Annotated in this window: 17 protein-coding genes; 6 read left to right on the top strand and 11 right to left on the bottom strand. The window is 71.6% G+C overall.

Translation table 11 applies throughout. The features are described 5' to 3' along the window. Position 1: 1 nt before the first annotated feature. Genes K377_RS14770 through K377_RS14735 form a run of 8 tightly spaced genes read right to left on the bottom strand, consistent with a single transcriptional unit; the run spans position 2 to position 6,690 of the window. Entirely contained in the window at positions 2 to 2,032 is a 2,031-nt protein-coding gene (locus K377_RS14770) for an NADH-quinone oxidoreductase subunit L (protein ID WP_111663803.1), read from the bottom strand. Continuing rightward, positions 2,029 to 2,442 (bottom strand): NADH-quinone oxidoreductase subunit NuoK, encoded by a 414-nt coding sequence (gene nuoK / locus K377_RS14765; protein WP_111663802.1) that lies wholly within the window; start codon positions 2,440 to 2,442, stop codon positions 2,029 to 2,031. The genes K377_RS14770 and nuoK overlap by 4 nt, the downstream gene beginning before the upstream one ends. Further along, the gene (locus K377_RS14760) at positions 2,442 to 3,041 is read right to left on the bottom strand and encodes an NADH-quinone oxidoreductase subunit J (protein ID WP_111663801.1); all 600 of its coding nucleotides are present in this window, start codon (positions 3,039 to 3,041) and stop codon (positions 2,442 to 2,444) included. The genes nuoK and K377_RS14760 overlap by 1 nt, the downstream gene beginning before the upstream one ends. Beyond that, entirely contained in the window at positions 3,038 to 3,610 is a 573-nt protein-coding gene (locus K377_RS14755; RefSeq protein ID WP_111663800.1) for an NADH-quinone oxidoreductase subunit I, read from the bottom strand. Before K377_RS14755 ends, K377_RS14760 begins: the two co-directional genes overlap by 4 nt. Continuing rightward, positions 3,610 to 4,578: a complex I subunit 1 family protein gene (locus K377_RS14750; protein WP_111663799.1), complete on the bottom strand. Its 969-nt coding sequence runs from the start codon at positions 4,576 to 4,578 to the stop codon at positions 3,610 to 3,612. The genes K377_RS14755 and K377_RS14750 overlap by 1 nt, the downstream gene beginning before the upstream one ends. Continuing rightward, complete coding sequence (locus K377_RS14745) at positions 4,575 to 5,678, bottom strand: NADH-quinone oxidoreductase subunit C (protein ID WP_111663798.1); 1,104 nt, start codon at positions 5,676 to 5,678, stop codon at positions 4,575 to 4,577. The genes K377_RS14750 and K377_RS14745 overlap by 4 nt, the downstream gene beginning before the upstream one ends. After that, the gene (locus K377_RS14740; RefSeq protein WP_111664163.1) at positions 5,675 to 6,301 is read right to left on the bottom strand and encodes an NADH-quinone oxidoreductase subunit B; all 627 of its coding nucleotides are present in this window, start codon (positions 6,299 to 6,301) and stop codon (positions 5,675 to 5,677) included. The genes K377_RS14745 and K377_RS14740 overlap by 4 nt, the downstream gene beginning before the upstream one ends. Before the next feature lie 5 nt (positions 6,302 to 6,306). Continuing rightward, positions 6,307 to 6,690, bottom strand: a complete 384-nt coding sequence (locus K377_RS14735) for an NADH-quinone oxidoreductase subunit A (protein WP_111663797.1) — start codon at positions 6,688 to 6,690, stop codon at positions 6,307 to 6,309. A 195-nt stretch (positions 6,691 to 6,885) separates the two neighbouring features. On the opposite strand from K377_RS14735, the gene K377_RS14730 reads away from it, so the two are divergent. The 5 genes from K377_RS14730 (at position 6,886) to K377_RS14710 (ending at position 13,577) form a co-directional block, all read left to right on the top strand. After that, entirely contained in the window at positions 6,886 to 8,088 is a 1,203-nt protein-coding gene (locus K377_RS14730) for a sensor domain-containing protein (RefSeq protein WP_111663796.1), read from the top strand. A 114-nt stretch (positions 8,089 to 8,202) separates the two neighbouring features. Next, positions 8,203 to 9,594 (top strand): sensor histidine kinase, encoded by a 1,392-nt coding sequence (locus tag K377_RS14725; RefSeq protein ID WP_111663795.1) that lies wholly within the window; start codon positions 8,203 to 8,205, stop codon positions 9,592 to 9,594. A gap of 139 nt (positions 9,595 to 9,733) precedes the next feature. Continuing rightward, entirely contained in the window at positions 9,734 to 10,393 is a 660-nt protein-coding gene (locus K377_RS14720) for a response regulator transcription factor (protein WP_309252228.1), read from the top strand. Between the two features lie 165 nt (positions 10,394 to 10,558). Next, on the top strand, positions 10,559 to 12,496 hold the full coding sequence (locus tag K377_RS14715; RefSeq protein ID WP_111663793.1) for a 2-oxoacid:acceptor oxidoreductase subunit alpha: 1,938 nt from the start codon (positions 10,559 to 10,561) through the stop codon (positions 12,494 to 12,496). Beyond that, a complete protein-coding gene (locus K377_RS14710) occupies positions 12,489 to 13,577 on the top strand; it encodes a 2-oxoacid:ferredoxin oxidoreductase subunit beta (RefSeq protein ID WP_111663792.1) in 1,089 nt (362 codons plus the stop codon). The genes K377_RS14715 and K377_RS14710 overlap by 8 nt, the downstream gene beginning before the upstream one ends. 73 nt (positions 13,578 to 13,650) lie before the next feature. Here K377_RS14710 and K377_RS14705 read toward each other — a convergent pair whose 3' ends face one another. The 3 genes from K377_RS14705 to K377_RS14695 form a co-directional block, all read right to left on the bottom strand. Further along, positions 13,651 to 13,803 carry a hypothetical protein gene (locus tag K377_RS14705; RefSeq protein WP_309252224.1) on the bottom strand — a complete coding sequence of 51 codons (153 nt, stop codon included), beginning with the start codon at positions 13,801 to 13,803 and terminating at the stop codon, positions 13,651 to 13,653. Positions 13,804 to 14,078: 275 nt separating this feature from the next. Further along, positions 14,079 to 14,606 carry a DUF6082 family protein gene (locus tag K377_RS14700; protein WP_111663790.1) on the bottom strand — a complete coding sequence of 176 codons (528 nt, stop codon included), beginning with the start codon at positions 14,604 to 14,606 and terminating at the stop codon, positions 14,079 to 14,081. A 221-nt stretch (positions 14,607 to 14,827) separates the two neighbouring features. Continuing rightward, on the bottom strand, positions 14,828 to 15,226 hold the full coding sequence (locus K377_RS14695) for a helix-turn-helix domain-containing protein (RefSeq protein ID WP_111663789.1): 399 nt from the start codon (positions 15,224 to 15,226) through the stop codon (positions 14,828 to 14,830). A gap of 98 nt (positions 15,227 to 15,324) precedes the next feature. Here K377_RS14695 and K377_RS14690 point away from each other — a divergent pair, with 98 nt between their 5' ends. Next, positions 15,325 to 16,182: an SDR family oxidoreductase gene (locus tag K377_RS14690; protein WP_111663788.1), complete on the top strand. Its 858-nt coding sequence runs from the start codon at positions 15,325 to 15,327 to the stop codon at positions 16,180 to 16,182. Positions 16,183 to 16,251 lie beyond the last annotated feature (69 nt).

The raw sequence follows: 16,251 nt of genomic DNA, 5'->3' as shown, positions 1-16,251 counted from the left end.
CTCACGCTCCGGCGGTGGCGACGAGGACGACGGCGACCACCAGGACGACGGTGCCTGCGAGCAGTGCGCTGAGGTAGGTCTGCACGTTTCCGGTCTGGGCGCGGCGCACGGCCCAGCCGAGCGCCTTGGGCGCCTCGGCCGCTCCCCGCACATAGGTGTCGACGACCGCGCGGTCCAGGAAGCCGACCAGTGCGGCGGCGGCCCGGACGGGGCGGACGAAGAGCGCCGCGTAGAGGGCGTCCAGGTGGAAGCCGGCGGCGGCGTGCCGGTGCAGCGGGCCCAGCACCAGCCGGCCCGGGTCGGCCGGGTCGGGGGCGCTCGCGACATCGCCGTAGGCCGGGGTGTGGCTCGCGATGGCCTCGGCCTCGACGAGCCCGCCGTCGCCCTGCTCGGTGTCGACCGCGACGGCGCCGATCGGGACGGAGGCGCGGGCCGCCATCGCGGTGGTGTGCCGCCAGGCCGCGTAGGTGACCAGGCCGCCGACGAGGGCGAAGCCGGTGCCGAGGACGGAGGTGGTCAGCGTCGGGGCGAGCGAGTGGCCGTCGAACCAGTCGGGCAGCCGCAGGAAGGCCAGACCGAGGGCGAAGGAGGGGATCGCCAGGATCCACAGCACAGCGGTCATCACGACCGGCTGCCTGCCGTGGTCGGGGGCCTCGGGCCCGCGGCCGTTGAAGGCCAGCAGCCACAGACGGGTCGCGTACGCGGCGGTGAGCAGGGCCGTGAACAGCCCGGCGACGAGGACGATCCAGCCGGACGCGGCGGGGATCGCCTGGCCGCCGAGGGCATGGCCGGTGGCGGTGTGCTCGGCGGCGCCGAGGACCGCCTCCTTGGAGAAGAAGCCGCTGAAGGGCGGGATCGCGGCGAGCGCGAGCAGCGCCACGGTCATCGTCCAGAAGGCGTCGGGGACGCGGGCCCGCAGGTTGCCCATGCGGGACATCGCGGCCAGTGAGTTGGTGCCGGCGGCGTGGATGACCACGCCCGCCGCGAGGAAGAGCAGCGCCTTGAAGGCGCCGTGCGTGAGGAGGTGGAAGACGGCGGCACCGCGGTCGCCGACGGCCAGGGCGCCGGTCATGTAGCCGAGCTGGCCGATCGTCGAGTACGCGAGGACGCGCTTGATGTCGTCCTGGGCGAGCGCGGCGAGCGCCGAGCCGAGCATGGTGACGCCGGCCATCGCCGCGAGCACGACCATGGCCGCCTGGGAGGCGGCGAAGACCGGGAGGAGACGGGCGACGAAGTAGACACCGGCGGCGACCATCGTCGCGGCGTGGATCAGCGCGGAGACGGGCGTGGGGCCCGCCATCGCGTCGGGCAGCCAGGTGTGCAGCGGGAACTGCGCGGACTTGCCCGCCACTCCGGCGAGCAGCAGCAGCGCGATGAGCGTCGGGTGGTCGAGGCCGCCCTCGCCGGTGACCTTGCCGAGGATCGTCGTGATGCGGAAGGAGCCCGCGTCCGTGGCGAGCGCGAACAGACCGATCAGGAAGGGGACGTCACCGAGCTTCGTGACGAGGAATGCCTTGAGGGAGGCGGCGCGCGCCTCGGGGGTCTCCCAGTAGTGGCCGACGAGGAAGTACGAGCAGATGCCCATGACTTCCCAGCCGACCAGCAGCACCATCAGGTCGCCCGTGTAGACGACGAGCAGCATCGCGGAGGTGAACAGGGAGACGATCGCGGCGTAACTGGCGTAGCGCGGGTCGTCGCGGAGATAGCCCGTCGAGTAGAGCTGGACGCAGGTCGCGACCAGGCCGACCAGGACGGCGACGAGGGCGGCGAAGCCGTCGATGTGCAGGGCGAGTTCGATCGGCACGGAGCCGGTCGGGGTGAGTTCGGTGTGCGCGTCGAGGGCCGAGGTGCCGCTGCCCGAGCCGCCGCCCTGCTGGACGGCGACCGCCGCGGCGAGGATCAGCGCGGCGAGCGTCGGCAGGACGGCGAGCGGGCGGACGAACCCGGGTGCGGTGCGGCCGAGCAGCAGTCCGGCGACCGCGCCGAGGAAGGGCAGGAGGGGGACGAGGACGGCGAGGGTCGTGGTGGTCACGCGGTGGCCTCTGCCTTCTCGTCCGCCGGGCCGGCCGGTGCGGCGGGGCCGTCTGCGGCGGCGCCGGTGTCGGACGGGTCGTGCGGGTCGTCGTCCGGGTCGTGCGGTTCGGCGGCGTCGCGGAGCCTGTCGATGTCCGAGGTGCCGCGGTTGCGGTACACGGCCAGGACGATCGCCAGGCCGATGCCGATCTCGGCGGCGGCGATCGCGATGGTGAACAGGGTGAGGGCCTGGCCCGCGTGCAGGGTGTCGCGGAGCCAGACGTCGAAGGCGACGAGGTTCAGGTTGACGGCGTTGAGCATCAGCTCGACGGACATCAGGACCAGGATCGCGTTGCGGCGGGCCAGTACGCCGTACAGGCCCGTGCAGAAGAGGAGGGAGGCGAGGACGGTGGGATAGGCGAGATGCATCAGCGGGTGCCCTCCGTCGCCGCGGTGTTCGCCGCTCCGGTGTTCTTCTTGCGGGACAGGACGATCGCGCCGACCAGGGCCGCGAGCAGCAGGACCGACAGGGCCTCGAAGGGCAGCACCCAGTGCCGGAAGAGGACCGAGCCGGTGACCGCCGTGTTGCTCTGGGCGGCGCCGTGGTCCAGGTCGATCCAGGTCGTACGGAAGGCGTCGACGACGACCCAGACCAGGGCGGCGGCGGAGGCCACCGCGACGGCCAGGGCCGCCCAGCGGTTGGGGCTGTCGGCGTCGGGCGAGCGGCCGATGGGCGCACGGGTCAGCATCAGGCCGAAGAGCAGGAGGACGACGACGGATCCCACATAGATCAGTACCTGCACCCACGCGATGAACTCGGCGGTGAGCAGGAGGTACTCGACGGCGAGGCCGCCGAGGGCGACGACCAGCCACAGGGCGGCGTGCACCAGCTGCTTGGTGGTGACGGTGACGACCGCGGCGCCGAAGGTGACCAGGCCGACGAGGAGGAAGGCGATCTCGACGCCGGTCGGGGAGAGGAAGCCGTGGTTGCCCGCGGCCGAGGCCGCGAGGGCTGCGGGGCCGGTCATCCGGTGCCCTCCTCTCCGGGTGCGGCGGGGGCCGACTCGGCGGCCTGCGCCGCCGCCAGCTTCTCCGCGGCCTTGCGGGCCGCGGCGAGTTCCTTGGGTTCCTCGGCCGCCGGGTCGAGGGCGGGCGGGGCCGGCACGGTCCACATCCACTCGCGGAGCTTGTCGCGCTCGTGGGTGAGTTCGTGGATGTCGGTCTCGGCGTACTCGAACTCCGGGGACCAGAACAGCGCGTCGAAGGGGCACACCTCGATGCAGATACCGCAGTACATGCAGAGGGAGAAGTCGATGGCGAAGCGGTCGAGGACGTTGCGGGAGCGCTCGCGGCCGCCCTCCACGGCGGGCGGCACCGTCTCCTTGTGGGAGTCGATGTAGATGCACCAGTCCGGGCACTCGCGGGCGCACAGCATGCAGACCGTGCAGTTCTCCTCGAACAGGCCGATCACGCCCCGGGTGCGCGGCGGGAGTTCGGGCTGGGTGTCCGGGTACTGCGCGGTGACGGTCTTCTTCGTCATCGTGCGGAGGGTGACGGCGAGGCCCTTGGCGAGGCCGGACCCAGGAATCGGGGGCATTAGGAGATCGCCACCTTCACGATGCCGGTGAGCGCGATCTGCGCCAGGGCGAGCGGGACGAGGAGGGTCCAGGAGAGTTTCTGGAGCTGGTCCTCGCGGAGACGGGGGTAGGAGACGCGCAGCCAGATCACGACGAAGGCGAGGACCGCGGTCTTGAGCAGGGTCCAGACCCAGCCGAGGCCGTCCGCGCCCCACGGGCCGTGCCAGCCGCCCAGGAAGAGGACGGTGGTCAGGCCGCACAGGACGACGATGCCCGCGTACTCGGCGAGCAGGAACAGGGCGAAGCGCAGGCCCGTGTACTCGGTGTACGCGCCGAAGATGATCTCGGAGTCGGCGACCGGCATGTCGAAGGGAGGCCGCTGGAGTTCGGCGAGGCCCGCCACGAAGAAGACGAGCGCGCCGACGATCTGCCAGGGCAGCCACCACCACTCGAAGGCGTCGAGGATGCCGGGCAGGGAGACCGTTCCGGCGGCCATCGCGACCGAGGCCGCCGCGAGCAGCATCGGCAGTTCGTACGCGAGGAGCTGCGCGGCCGTGCGCAGGCCGCCGAGGAGGGAGAACTTGTTGGCGCTCGCCCAGCCCGCCATCAGCGAGCCGAGCACGCCGACGCCCATCACCGCGAGCACGAAGAAGATGCCCGCGTCGATGACCTGGCCGACCGCGCCGTCGCCCGGGCCGACCGGGATCGCGAGCAGCACGAGGAGGTAGGGCAGGAGGGCGACGGCGGGGGCGAGCTGGAAGACGCGGCGGTCGGCATCGGCCGGGACCACGTCCTCCTTCTGCGCGAACTTGACCCCGTCGGCGACGAGTTGGGCCCAGCCGTGGAAGCCGCCCGCGTACATGGGACCGAGCCGGCCCTGCATGTGGGCCATGACCTTGTGCTCGGTCTGGCCGACGACCAGGGGCAGCACCAGGAAGGCGACGAAGACGACGACGAGGCGCAGGGCGACGTCGAGAGCGTCGTTCACTGCGTGCCTCCCTCGGTGGTGCCGGACTCGTCGGCGGTGCCGGAGTCGTCGGGGGTGTTGCTCTCGGGTGCCGGCTCCGGCGACGCGGCCGGTTCCTCCGACGCGGCCGGTTTCGGCTTCTCGTCGAAGGCGGGCTTGGCGTGGTGCCACGGGGCGTCGCTCGTACGGGGCTTCGCCGTCGGCTCGGGCGTTGACTCCGGTGCGGGCTCGGCCTCCGGCCCGGGCTGAGCGTCCGTCGTCGGCTCGGGTTGCTGACTCGCCGAGCCCTGCGAGGCGCTGCGCGAACGGCGGGCGGGTCGTGCGGGACGTTCCGGCGGAGCCTCGGCGGGGGCCGCCGGAGCCTCCAGCGCAGCCGCACCCGTCTCGGCAGCACCCTGACTCGCCGACCCCTGGCTCGCCGACCGGGTGCGCCGCGCCGGACGCTCCCCCGCGGCACGCCCACCGGCACCGGCACCGGCACCGGCCGCAGCGGCGCCCGCCGCGCGCCCCGCGCCCCGGGCCGGTCGCGCCGGAGCGGGCGGCAACTGGCCCTTCAGCGGGCCCCATTCGTTCGGATCGGGCACACCGGGCGGCAGCATCTGACGGCGCTTGGGCCCCCCGTGCCCAGCCCCTGCCGCAGGCTCCCCCGGTTCCTTGGCCCCCGGCCACGCCTTCGCGACCCGCGCCGCGAGCACGAAGTCCTTGCGCAGCGGATGCCCCTCGAAGCCGTCGGGCAGCAGCAGCGGGTCGAGCCCGGGATGGTCCGTGAAGTCGACGCCGAACATCTCGTGCGTCTCGCGCTCGTGCCAGGCGGCGCCCGCGTACACGCCGACCGCCGTCGCGAGCACCGGTGCCGCATGCGGCACCGTCGTGCGCAGCAGCAGACGGCGTACGGAACCGGGCGCGACGGCCGCGACGTGCGCGCAGACGCGGAACCCGGTGCCGGGTTCGTCGACCGCGCTCAGCCAGTCGAAGTACGTGCACCCCAGGCGCGTACGGGCCGTCTCCAGAGCGGTGATCCACTCCGCGGCCGGGACGTCGACCGTCAGCAGGTCGTACGCCTCCTCGACCGTGGCGTCGGCGCCGAAGAGCACCTCGACGCCTTCCGGCAGCCAGCTCATCGCTCACCCCCGGAAGGCGTCGGCGGCTGGACGAGACCACTGCTCAGGGCCGCCGTCGAAGGGCGTCCGGCCGCAGCGTCGGCGGACGCGTAGCGCTCGCCCAGCGACTCGCGCGCGATCTTCTCCTGGAGCTTGAGGATGCCCTGGAGCAGCGCCTCGGGGCGGGGCGGGCACCCGGGCACGTACACATCGACCGGGATGATCTGGTCGACGCCCTTCGTCACCGAGTACGAGTCCCAGTACGGGCCGCCGCAGTTGGAGCAGGCGCCGAAGGAGATGACGTACTTCGGCTCGGGCATCTGCTCGTACAGGCGCTTCACGGCCGGGGCCATCTTGTCGGTGACCGTGCCCGAGACGACCATCAGGTCCGCCTGGCGCGGGCCCGGGGCGAACGGGATGACGCCGAGGCGGATGAAGTCGTGCCGGGCCATGGACGCGGCGATGAACTCGATGGCGCAGCAGGCGAGTCCGAAGTTGAAGACCCACAGGCTGTAGCGGCGGCCCCAGTTGAGGACCACCTTCATCGGCTCGGGCGCCAGGCGCGAGAGCACGCCCAGCTTCTTCGGGCCGATCGGGTCGGGCAGGGGCACCGGCTCCGAGGGGGTCACAGCACTCACGTCCACGTCACTCACGCCCACGTAAGGACGCCCTTCTTGTATGCGTACAGCAGGCCCACGGCGAGGAAGCCCAGGAAGATGAACATCTCGACCAGGGTCGTCGCGCCGTATCCCGGCGCGGCGAAGACCGTGGCCCAGGGGAAGAGGAAGATCGAGTCGACCGCGAAGATCACGTAGAGGAACGCGTACACGTAGTAGCGGACCTGCGTGTGCGCCCAGCCCTCGCCGACCGGGTCGACACCGCACTCGTACGTGAGGAGCTTCTCCGGGGTGGGCACCACCGGGCGCAGCAGCCGTCCCGCGCCGAAGGCCACGGCGACGAAGAGCACGCCGACGACGGCGAGCAGCCCGACCACCGAGTACGAGTGGAAGTAGTCCGCCGCGATGACGGTCACGTCTCAGCGCCCCTCGCGTGTTCGTTGTTGGTTCGTGTTCGACGATCTGTACGGACAGGGAGTCTAGGGCCTGTTAAAGGAACGGTAAGCAGCCCGGTGCCGGGCGTGTGGTCGGCGAGGTGGGGTTATCCCCCGTTCCTGCCGGGCGGTCCGCCTCATGGCGCCGCGCGTCGGGCGCAGGGCACTCTTTCGGTTATGACCGAACCGCTCCACGTTCCCGACGCCACGGACGGCGTCCCCGGCAGCACGGACGACGCCCGTCCCGTGCTGCCGCCGGCGCGTCTCGCCCTCGACCGGCACACCTGGAAGGAGATCGCGTATCTCCTGAGCAGTTTCCCGCTGGCGGTGGTCGGCTTCGTGTACGCCGTGACGATGCTGGCGCTCGGCGCCGGGCTGACGGTGACCGTGATCGGGCTGCCGCTGATCGCCGGCGGGCTGCGCGGCGCGCGGCTGCTGGGCCGGGCGGAGCGGGCCAGGGCCCGGGCGCTGCTCGGCGTGCGGATCGACGAGCCGAGCCCGCTGCCGGTGCGGAACGCGGGCGGTTTCTTCGCCTGGCTTTGGAACGGGCTGAAGGACCCGGTGGGCTGGCGGGCCGTGCTGTACGAGGTGATCCGGCTGCCGTGGAGCGTGCTGACGTTCGCGCTGATGCTGCCGTCGCTGCTGGTGCTGTGGCCGGTGCTGCCGTTCATCGCGCGAGGGCTGGCCAACGCGGACCGGGCCATGGTCCGCGCGCTGCTCTCGCCGTCGGACGAGCTGGAGGCGCGGATCGCCGAACTGGAGTCCGACCGGGGCGTCGTGGTCGACACGGCCGCCGCCGACCTGCGCCGCATCGAGCGCGACCTGCACGACGGCGCGCAGGCCCGCCTGGTGAACCTGGCGATGGGGCTCGGCCTCGCCAAGGAGAAGCTCCTGGAGGACCCGGATGCGGCGGCGCTCATGGTCGACGAGGCGCACGGCGAGGTGAAGCTGGCCCTCCAGGAACTGCGGGACCTCGCCCGCGGCATCCATCCGGCGGTCCTCACCGACCGCGGCCTGGACGCGGCCCTGTCGTCCGTCGCCGTGCGGTGCACGGTCCCGGTGAAGGTGACGGCCGAGCTGCCCGCCCGGCCCGCCGAGGCGATCGAGGGCATCGCCTACTTCACCGTCTCCGAACTGCTCCAGAACATCAGCAAGCACAGCCGCGCCACGCAGGCCAGCGTCGACGTGTGGCGCAGCGGCGACCGGCTGCTGATCCAGGTGCAGGACGACGGCGTCGGCGGCGCGAGCCTCGGCAAGGGCACGGGCATGTCCGGCCTCGCGGAGCGGCTCGGCGCGGTGGACGGCCTGTTCGTCGTGGACTCGCCGGAGGGCGCCGGCACGACGGTGACGGCCGAGCTGCCCTGGCGCGACCGGGGGTAGGGAAAACCCCCGGCCAAAGACGCCGACCCGCCGCATGGCCCGGTCCCCCGGCGCCGAGGACCCTGGAATCAGAACGGCACACCAGCCCTCTCAGCAGAAACGGACGGCACCGCGATGGCCTCGCAGCAGTACGGATACGGCGACGAGTACGCGTACTCGTACGACGATCACGGCCGGCGTCACGGCCACCACGGCGACGACGGTGCCCCGCGCCGCGGCCTGAACCGGCTGCCGGCCTGGCTGCGCGCGCCGGTCGAGGGCCGCGCCTGGCGCGAGTTCTGCTACCAGCTGCTGTCCCTGCCGATCAGCATCGTCTTCTTCGTCTGGTCGGTGACGATGATGTCGCTCGGCGCGGGCCTGCTGATCACCTTCATCGGGGTGCCGGTCCTCGCGGCCGGGCTCGCCGGGGCGCGCGGCTTCGGCGCCCTGGAGCGGGCCCGGGCGCGCGGCCTGCTCGGCCTGGACGTCGGCACGCCGGAGCCGGTCCGCCCGCGCAAGGGCAACGGCCCGCTGGCGTGGACGGGCGCCACGCTCAAGAGCGGTGTCTCGTGGCGGCACCTGCTGTACGGGGTGCTGCACTTCCCGTGGGCGACCTTCGCGTTCTCGGTGGCGCTGACGTTCTGGGTGACGGGCTGGTCGCTGTTCACGTACCCGCTGTGGCGGTGGGTCTTCCCGATGTACGCGGGCCAGGGCGGCCTGCAGCTCTACGGCGACGCCCACCACTCCGTGTACCTGGACAACCCCTTCGAGATCACGGTCACCTCGCTGGCCGGCCTGCTCGTGGTGCTCGCGACGCCGTGGATCGTCCGGGGCCTGACGACGGTGGACCGGCTGATGGTCGGCGGGCTGCTCGGCCCGTCGCGGCTCGCCTCGCGCGTGGTGGAGCTGGAGTCGGACCGGGGCGTCGTGGTCGACACGGCCGCCGCCGACCTGCGCCGCATCGAGCGCGACCTGCACGACGGCGCGCAGGCCCGCCTGGTCAGCCTGGCCATGGAGCTGGGCCTCGCGAAGGAGAAGCTCGCCGAGGACCCCGAGGCCGCCGCGCGCATGGTCGACGAGGCGCACGGCGAGGTGAAGACCGCGTTGCAGGAGCTGCGCGACCTGGCCCGCGGCATCCACCCCGCGGTCCTCACCGACCGCGGCCTGGACGCGGCCCTGTCCTCCGTCGCCTCGCGCTGCACCGTGCCGGTGACGGTGGAGGTGGACCTCGGCGAGCGCCCGGCGCCCGCCATCGAGGGCATCGCCTACTTCACCGTCTCCGAGCTGCTCCAGAACGTGAGCAAGCACAGCCGGGCCACCCGGGCCACGGTCGACGTGTGGCGCAGCGGCGAGCGGCTGATGCTCCAGGTCCAGGACAACGGGGTGGGCGGCGCGGCGGCCGACGCCGGTTCGGGTCTCGCGGGCCTGGCCGAGCGGCTCGGCGCGGTCGACGGGATCCTGCTGGTCGACTCCCCCGCCGCCGGACCGACCCGGGTGACCGCCGAGCTGCCCTGGCGGCGGGCGTAACGGCCCACGACAGCGCCAGGGGTATTCGCGCCGCTCAGCCCCCGCCCGTCCGCGGTTCCTGCGATGCTGGTCCTGTTCATGACTGCCCCGGTGACAGGTGTCCCGGGGCGTTGGGGGGCCGGAAAACGTGGAGGACAGGGTGCGGGTGGTCATCGCCGAGGATTCAGTGCTGCTCAGGGAGGGGCTGACCCGGCTGCTGACCGACCGCGGGCTCGAGGTCGTCGCGGGGGTGGGCGACGGCGAGGCGCTGGTCAAGACCATCACGGAGCTGGGCGAGCAGGAGCAGCTCCCGGACGTGGTCGTGGCGGACGTACGGATGCCGCCCACGCACACGGACGAGGGCGTGCGCGCCGCCGTCAAGCTGCGCGCCCGGTTCCCCGACCTCGGGGTCCTGGTCCTGTCGCAGTACGTGGAGGAGCAGTACGCCACCGAACTGCTGGCCGGATCCAGCCGGGGCGTGGGCTATCTGCTCAAGGACCGGGTCGCGGAGGTCCGGGAGTTCGTGGACGCGGTCGTGCGGGTCGCCGAGGGCGGCACCGCGCTCGACCCGGAGGTCGTCGCCCAGCTGCTCGGCCGCAGCCGCAAGCAGGACGTCCTCGCGAACCTCACCCCGCGCGAGCGCGAGGTGCTCGGCCTGATGGCGGAGGGCCGGACGAACTCGGCGATCGCCCGGCAGCTCGTGGTGAGCGACGGCGCGGTCGAGAAGCACGTGAGCAACATCTTCCTGAAGCTGGGCCTGTCACAGAGTGACGGGGATCACCGCCGGGTTCTGGCCGTGCTCACCTACCTGAACTCCTGAGTAGCTGACACTCTGTCAGATACAGGCTGCGTCGAGACCGGCTCTTTTCTCGATCCAGGATCGCGATTGCTCAGAGGAAGGTGACCCTTACAGACGTAGGGTGGGCTGGGGAAGGCCGGTGCGACGGCCCTGCCCGCACAGCCGCCTCGAGGGAGGTCCAGTTCAGTGACGAGCCAGGTCAGTAGCGCAACCGAGCAGGCCGACAGTGCTGTGGTCGGGGAACAGCGCACACCGACGAGTGGATCCAGCAAGGACGTACGGCGTGTGGACCGGGTCATCATCCGGTTCGCGGGTGACTCCGGTGACGGTATGCAGCTCACGGGCGACCGGTTCACCTCGGAGACCGCCTCGTTCGGCAACGACCTGTCGACTCTGCCGAACTTCCCGGCGGAGATCCGGGCCCCTGCCGGCACGCTGCCGGGCGTCTCCTCCTTCCAGCTGCACTTCGCCGACCACGACATCCTGACGCCGGGCGACGCGCCGAACGTACTGGTGGCGATGAACCCGGCGGCCCTGAAGGCGAACATCGGGGATGTGCCGCGCGGCGCCGAAGTCATCGTCAACACGGACGAGTTCACCAAACGGGCGATGGCGAAGGTCGGCTACGCGGCCAGCCCGCTGGAGGACGGCTCGCTCGACGGCTTCCACGTCCACCCGGTGCCGCTGACCACCCTGACGGTGGAGGCGCTCAAGGAGTTCGACCTCTCCCGCAAGGAGGCCGAGCGCTCGAAGAACATGTTCGCGCTGGGTCTGCTGTCGTGGATGTACCACCGGCCGACCGAGGGCACGGAGAAGTTCCTCAAGGCGAAGTTCGCCAAGAAGCCCGAGATCAGGGATGCCAACCTGGCCGCGTTCCGGGCGGGTTGGAACTTCGGCGAGACGACCGAGGACTTCGCGGTCTCCTACGAGGTGGCCCCGGCGCAGTCCGCGTTCCCGGTCGGCACCTACCGCAACATCTCGGGGAACCTGGCGCTGTCCTACGGCCTGATCGCGGCGTCCCGGCAGGCGGATCTGCCGCTGTACCTGGGCTCGTACCCGATCACCCCGGCCTCCGACATCCTGCACGAGCTGTCGCGGCACAAGAACTTCGGCGTGCGCACCTTCCAGGCGGAGGACGAGATCGCCGGGATCGGCGCCGCGCTGGGCGCGGCCTTCGGCGGCAGCCTCGCGGTGACCACGACCTCGGGCCCCGGTGTGGCGCTGAAGTCGGAGACCATCGGCCTCGCGGTCTCCCTCGAACTGCCGCTGCTGGTGGTGGACATCCAGCGCGGCGGCCCGTCCACCGGCCTGCCCACCAAGACCGAGCAGGCCGACCTGCTCCAGGCGATGTACGGGCGCAACGGCGAGGCGCCGGTCCCGATCGTCGCCCCCCGCACCCCGGCCGACTGCTTCGACGCGGCCATCGAGGCGGCCCGGATCGCCGTCACCTACCGCACCCCGGTGCTGCTGCTCTCCGACGGCTACCTGGCCAACGGATCGGAGCCCTGGCGGATCCCCGAGGTCGACGAACTCCCGGATCTGCGGGTGCAGTTCGCGTCCGGCCCGAACCACACACTGGACGACGGCACCGAGGTCTTCTGGCCGTACAAGCGCGACCCGCAGACGCTGGCCCGCCCGTGGGCGATCCCCGGCACCCCGGGCCTCGAACACCGGATCGGCGGCATCGAGAAGCAGGACGGCACGGGCAACATCTCCTACGACCCGGCCAACCACGACTTCATGGTCCGCACCCGGCAGGCCAAGATCGACGGCATCGAGGTGCCGGACATCGAGGTCGACGACCCCGAGGGCGAGGCCCGCACCCTGGTGCTCGGCTGGGGCTCGACCTACGGCCCGATCACCGCGGCCGTCCGCCGCCTGCGCGCCGCGGGCGAGCACATCGCCCAGGCCCATCTGCGCCACCTCAACCCGTTCCCGCGGAATCTGGGCGAGGTCCTGAAGCGTTACGACAAGGTGGTGGTCCCCGAGATGAACCTCGGTCAGCTCGCCACCCTCATCCGGGCCAAGTACCTGGTGGACGCCGACTCGTACAACCAGGTCAACGGAATGCCGTTCAAGGCTGAGCAGCTCGCCACGGCTCTCAAGGAGGCCATCGATGGCTGACACGCAGACCACGGAGGGGACCGGGGGCGGCACGGAGACGCTTCTGTCACTGGTCCCCAAGGCCGAGGCCAAGCAGTCCATGAAGGACTTCAAGTCGGACCAGGAAGTCCGCTGGTGCCCCGGCTGCGGTGACTACGCGATCCTCGCCGCCGTCCAGGGCTTCATGCCCGAACTCGGCCTGGCGAAGGAGAACATCGTCTTCGTCTCCGGCATCGGCTGCTCCTCGCGCTTCCCGTACTACATGAACACGTACGGGATGCACTCCATTCACGGCCGCGCCCCCGCCATCGCCACCGGACTCGCCTCCTCCCGCCGTGATTTGTGCGTGTGGGTGGTGACCGGCGACGGCGACGCCCTCTCCATCGGCGGCAACCACCTGATCCACGCCCTGCGGCGCAACGTGAACCTGAAGATCCTGCTGTTCAACAACCGGATCTACGGCCTGACCAAGGGCCAGTACTCCCCCACCTCCGAGGTCGGCAAGATCACCAAGTCGACCCCGATGGGCTCGCTCGACGCGCCCTTCAACCCGGTGTCCCTCGCCATCGGCGCCGAGGCGTCCTTCGTGGCCCGCACCGTGGACTCCGACCGCAAGCACCTGACCTCGGTGCTGCGCGCGGCCGCCGACCACCAGGGCACGGCGCTCGTCGAGATCTACCAGAACTGCAACATCTTCAACGACGGCGCCTTCGAGGTCCTCAAGGACAAGCAGCAGGCCGAGGAGGCGGTCATCCGCCTGGAGCACGGGCAGCCGATCACCTTCGGCGCCGACGGCTCCAAGGGCGTGGTCCGCGACCCCGCCACCGGCGACCTCGCGGTCGTCCCGGTCACGGACGCCAACCGCTCCGACATCCTCGTCCACGACGCCCACGCCGCGTCCCCCACGACGGCCTTCGCACTCTCCCGGCTCGCCGATCCGGACACCCTGCACCACACCCCCATCGGCGTCCTGCGCAGCGTCGAACGGCCCGTCTACGACACCCAGATGGCCGACCAGCTCGACGCCGCGATCGAACAGAACGGCAAGGGCGACCTCGCCGCGCTGCTCGCGGGCGGCGACACCTGGACCGTGGTCGGCTGACCGCGCGCCACGCACAAGGGGCCGGTGCCACCGAGTCGGTGGCACCGGCCCCTTTCGGCGTCCTCGGCCGGGCTCAGAAGTCGGGGATGTCGCGCCGGGCCCGGACCAGGGTGTCCCGGTCCACCACGACGAGGCGCTGTCCCGGGCCGAGCGTCACGCCCGACGGCAGTTCGGCGTCGTAGGCCGCGCCGATCACTGCGAAGTCCCCGTCGATCAGCTGGAACACGTCGGGGCATCCTTCACCCGTCACACAGCCCCGCACCCTGGGGGCGTCTCCCAGACGGTGGTGAATCTTCAACTCTGTCCTCTCCACAGGGCGGGGAGGAACGGGCGCCTGCGGAGGAGTCCCCGCCTGCCGCCCCCTCAGCGGAAGGCGGCCGCAGCGTACTGCCACTGCAATGCGGGGGCAGGAAGAAGCCGCCCCCGACACACAAACGCGTGACCCCGCGATTGGTCACTGCATATGACGCACGTACTCCGTGAATCAGCGCTTCGGCGTATTCAGGAAGACGGCGGATCCTGTATGCCGACGACCCACCACTCCTCGGGCTCGTCGGCCAGTTCCTCCAGCATCGCGTCGACCATCTGCCCCACACGCCCCTCCAGTGACGACTCGGGGTAGCTGCGACGATGGTCCACCGTGCGTCCCCAGTACTCACGGAAGAGGTCGTTGCGGCACAGCACCCTGAGCTGGCCCAGCGTCTCGTTCCACGACAGCATGCCGACCCGGTGGGCCAGCAGCACCACGGCGTACTCCCGGTTCACGAAGAGCATCTGCCGTCGCTTCTGGACCGTCAGGCTGGGCAGCGTGCTCAGTGCCGCGGCCAGCGTGGGGTCGTCGATGGCGCGGTCCATCTGCTCCAGCGCCACACGCTGGGCCTGGACGACGTTCGCGCGATGCATTTCCTCGGCCACCCTGGCGAGCTGGCCGATGAGCTGGAGCACCAGCTCCTCTCTGCGCCGGCCGCGGTCGAACCCGGACCGCAGCCGGCCGCCGATCTTTTTCAGCGGCGATACCCGTGTCCCCATGTCAAAGATGAACCCCCGAATTCGGAACGGCGACGAGCGTCCCGCCTTCAGGATGCCGGGCGGCCTAGCACATCGCGGGAGGCGGACAGGGGGCGCACGGAAGGATGGCGGGTTTGATGTGGAGCGACGCCCCGTCCAAGCGTCTGCCCGGCATCGGGCACGGCCATTCCGGGCCGAACGGCCCTCGACGACCACGCCGCCCTCCGCACGGCGAAGTTACGTCACCCGGCCGACCCGGAGACCCGGGCCTCGTCGTACCTCTCCCGCGCCTCGACCACGGCGTCCAGGCGCCGCTCGGTCCACTCCGCGAGCGCCCGCACCTGCTCGGCCGCCTCCCGGCCCAGCGCGGTGAGCGAGTAGTCGACGCGCGGCGGGATGACGGGCTTGGCGTCGCGGTGGACGACGCCGTCGCGCTCCAGGGTCTGGAGGGTCTGGGTCAGCATCTTCTCGCTGACGCCGCCGATCTCCCGGCGCAGCTCGCTGAAGCGGAAGGAGCGCTCGGAGAGGGCGAGCAGCACCAGGACGCCCCAGCGGCTCGTGACGTGCTCCAGGACGAGGCGCTGCGGGCAGAGCCCCTCGCCGGGGGACATCGTCCACTCCCGCACCTTGCTCACTCCCATGCCAGTACCTTACTTCAAAGTGGGTACTTACGAATCCACAGTGCAGGCTTTACGGTGAGGGAGAACGCGCAAGAAGCCGCATCAAGGAGTTTTCGGACATGAGTCTCGTCGTCACCGGTGCCACCGGCCACCTCGGCCGCCTCGTCGTCGAAGGGCTGCTCGCCGCGGGAGTGCCCGCCGGGGACATCGCCGCCGTCGTCCGCAGCCAGGAGAAGGGCGCAGAGCTCGCCACCCGCGGAGTCGAGCTGCGGATCGCCGACTACAGCGCGCCCGCGACCCTGAAGGACGCCTTCCGGGCCGGCGACCGCGTGGTGTTCGTCTCCGGCAGCGAGGTCGGGCAGCGGGTGGCCCAGCACCGGGCCGTGATCGACGCCGCGAAGGAGGCCGGGGTGGCGCTGCTCGCGTACACCGGCGTCCTGGGCGGCCCCGACGCCGACTTCGCCCTCGCCGACGAGCACAAGGTCACCGAGCAGGCGATCCTCGACTCGGGGCTGCCGTACACGTTCCTGCGCAACGGCTGGTACCACGAGAACTACACGCAGAACCTCGCCCCGGTCCTGGAGCACGGCGCCGTCGTGGCGAGCGCGGGCGAGGGCCGCGTCGCCTCGGCCTCGCGCGCCGACTACGCGGCGGCCGCCGTCGCGGTACTGACCGGCGAGGGCCACGAGAACCGGGCGTACGAGCTGAGCGGCGACACCGCCTGGTCGCTCGTCGAGTACGCGGCCGAGGTGGCCCGGCAGTCCGGCAAGGACGTCGTCTACCGGAACGTGACGCCGGAGCAGAACCGCGAGGTGCTGGTCGGCGCGGGCCTCCCCGCCCCGTTCGCCGACATCCTCGTGGACGTCGACGCCGCCATCGCGAAGGGCCTGCTCGCGCGGGGCGACGGCGACCTCGCGCGGCTCATCGGCCGCCCGACGACTCCGGTCGCGGACGCCATCGCGGAGGCGCTGAAGTAGCCCGTTCCGGAACAGCCCGAACCGTCAGGACCGTATCGCGATACGGGAATGACACGCCCGCCCCGCGGC

The organism is Streptomyces sp. PsTaAH-137 (assembly GCF_003259365.1).
Lineage (GTDB): Bacteria > Actinomycetota > Actinomycetes > Streptomycetales > Streptomycetaceae > Streptomyces.
This window is presented reverse-complemented; position numbering and strand designations above follow the sequence as displayed.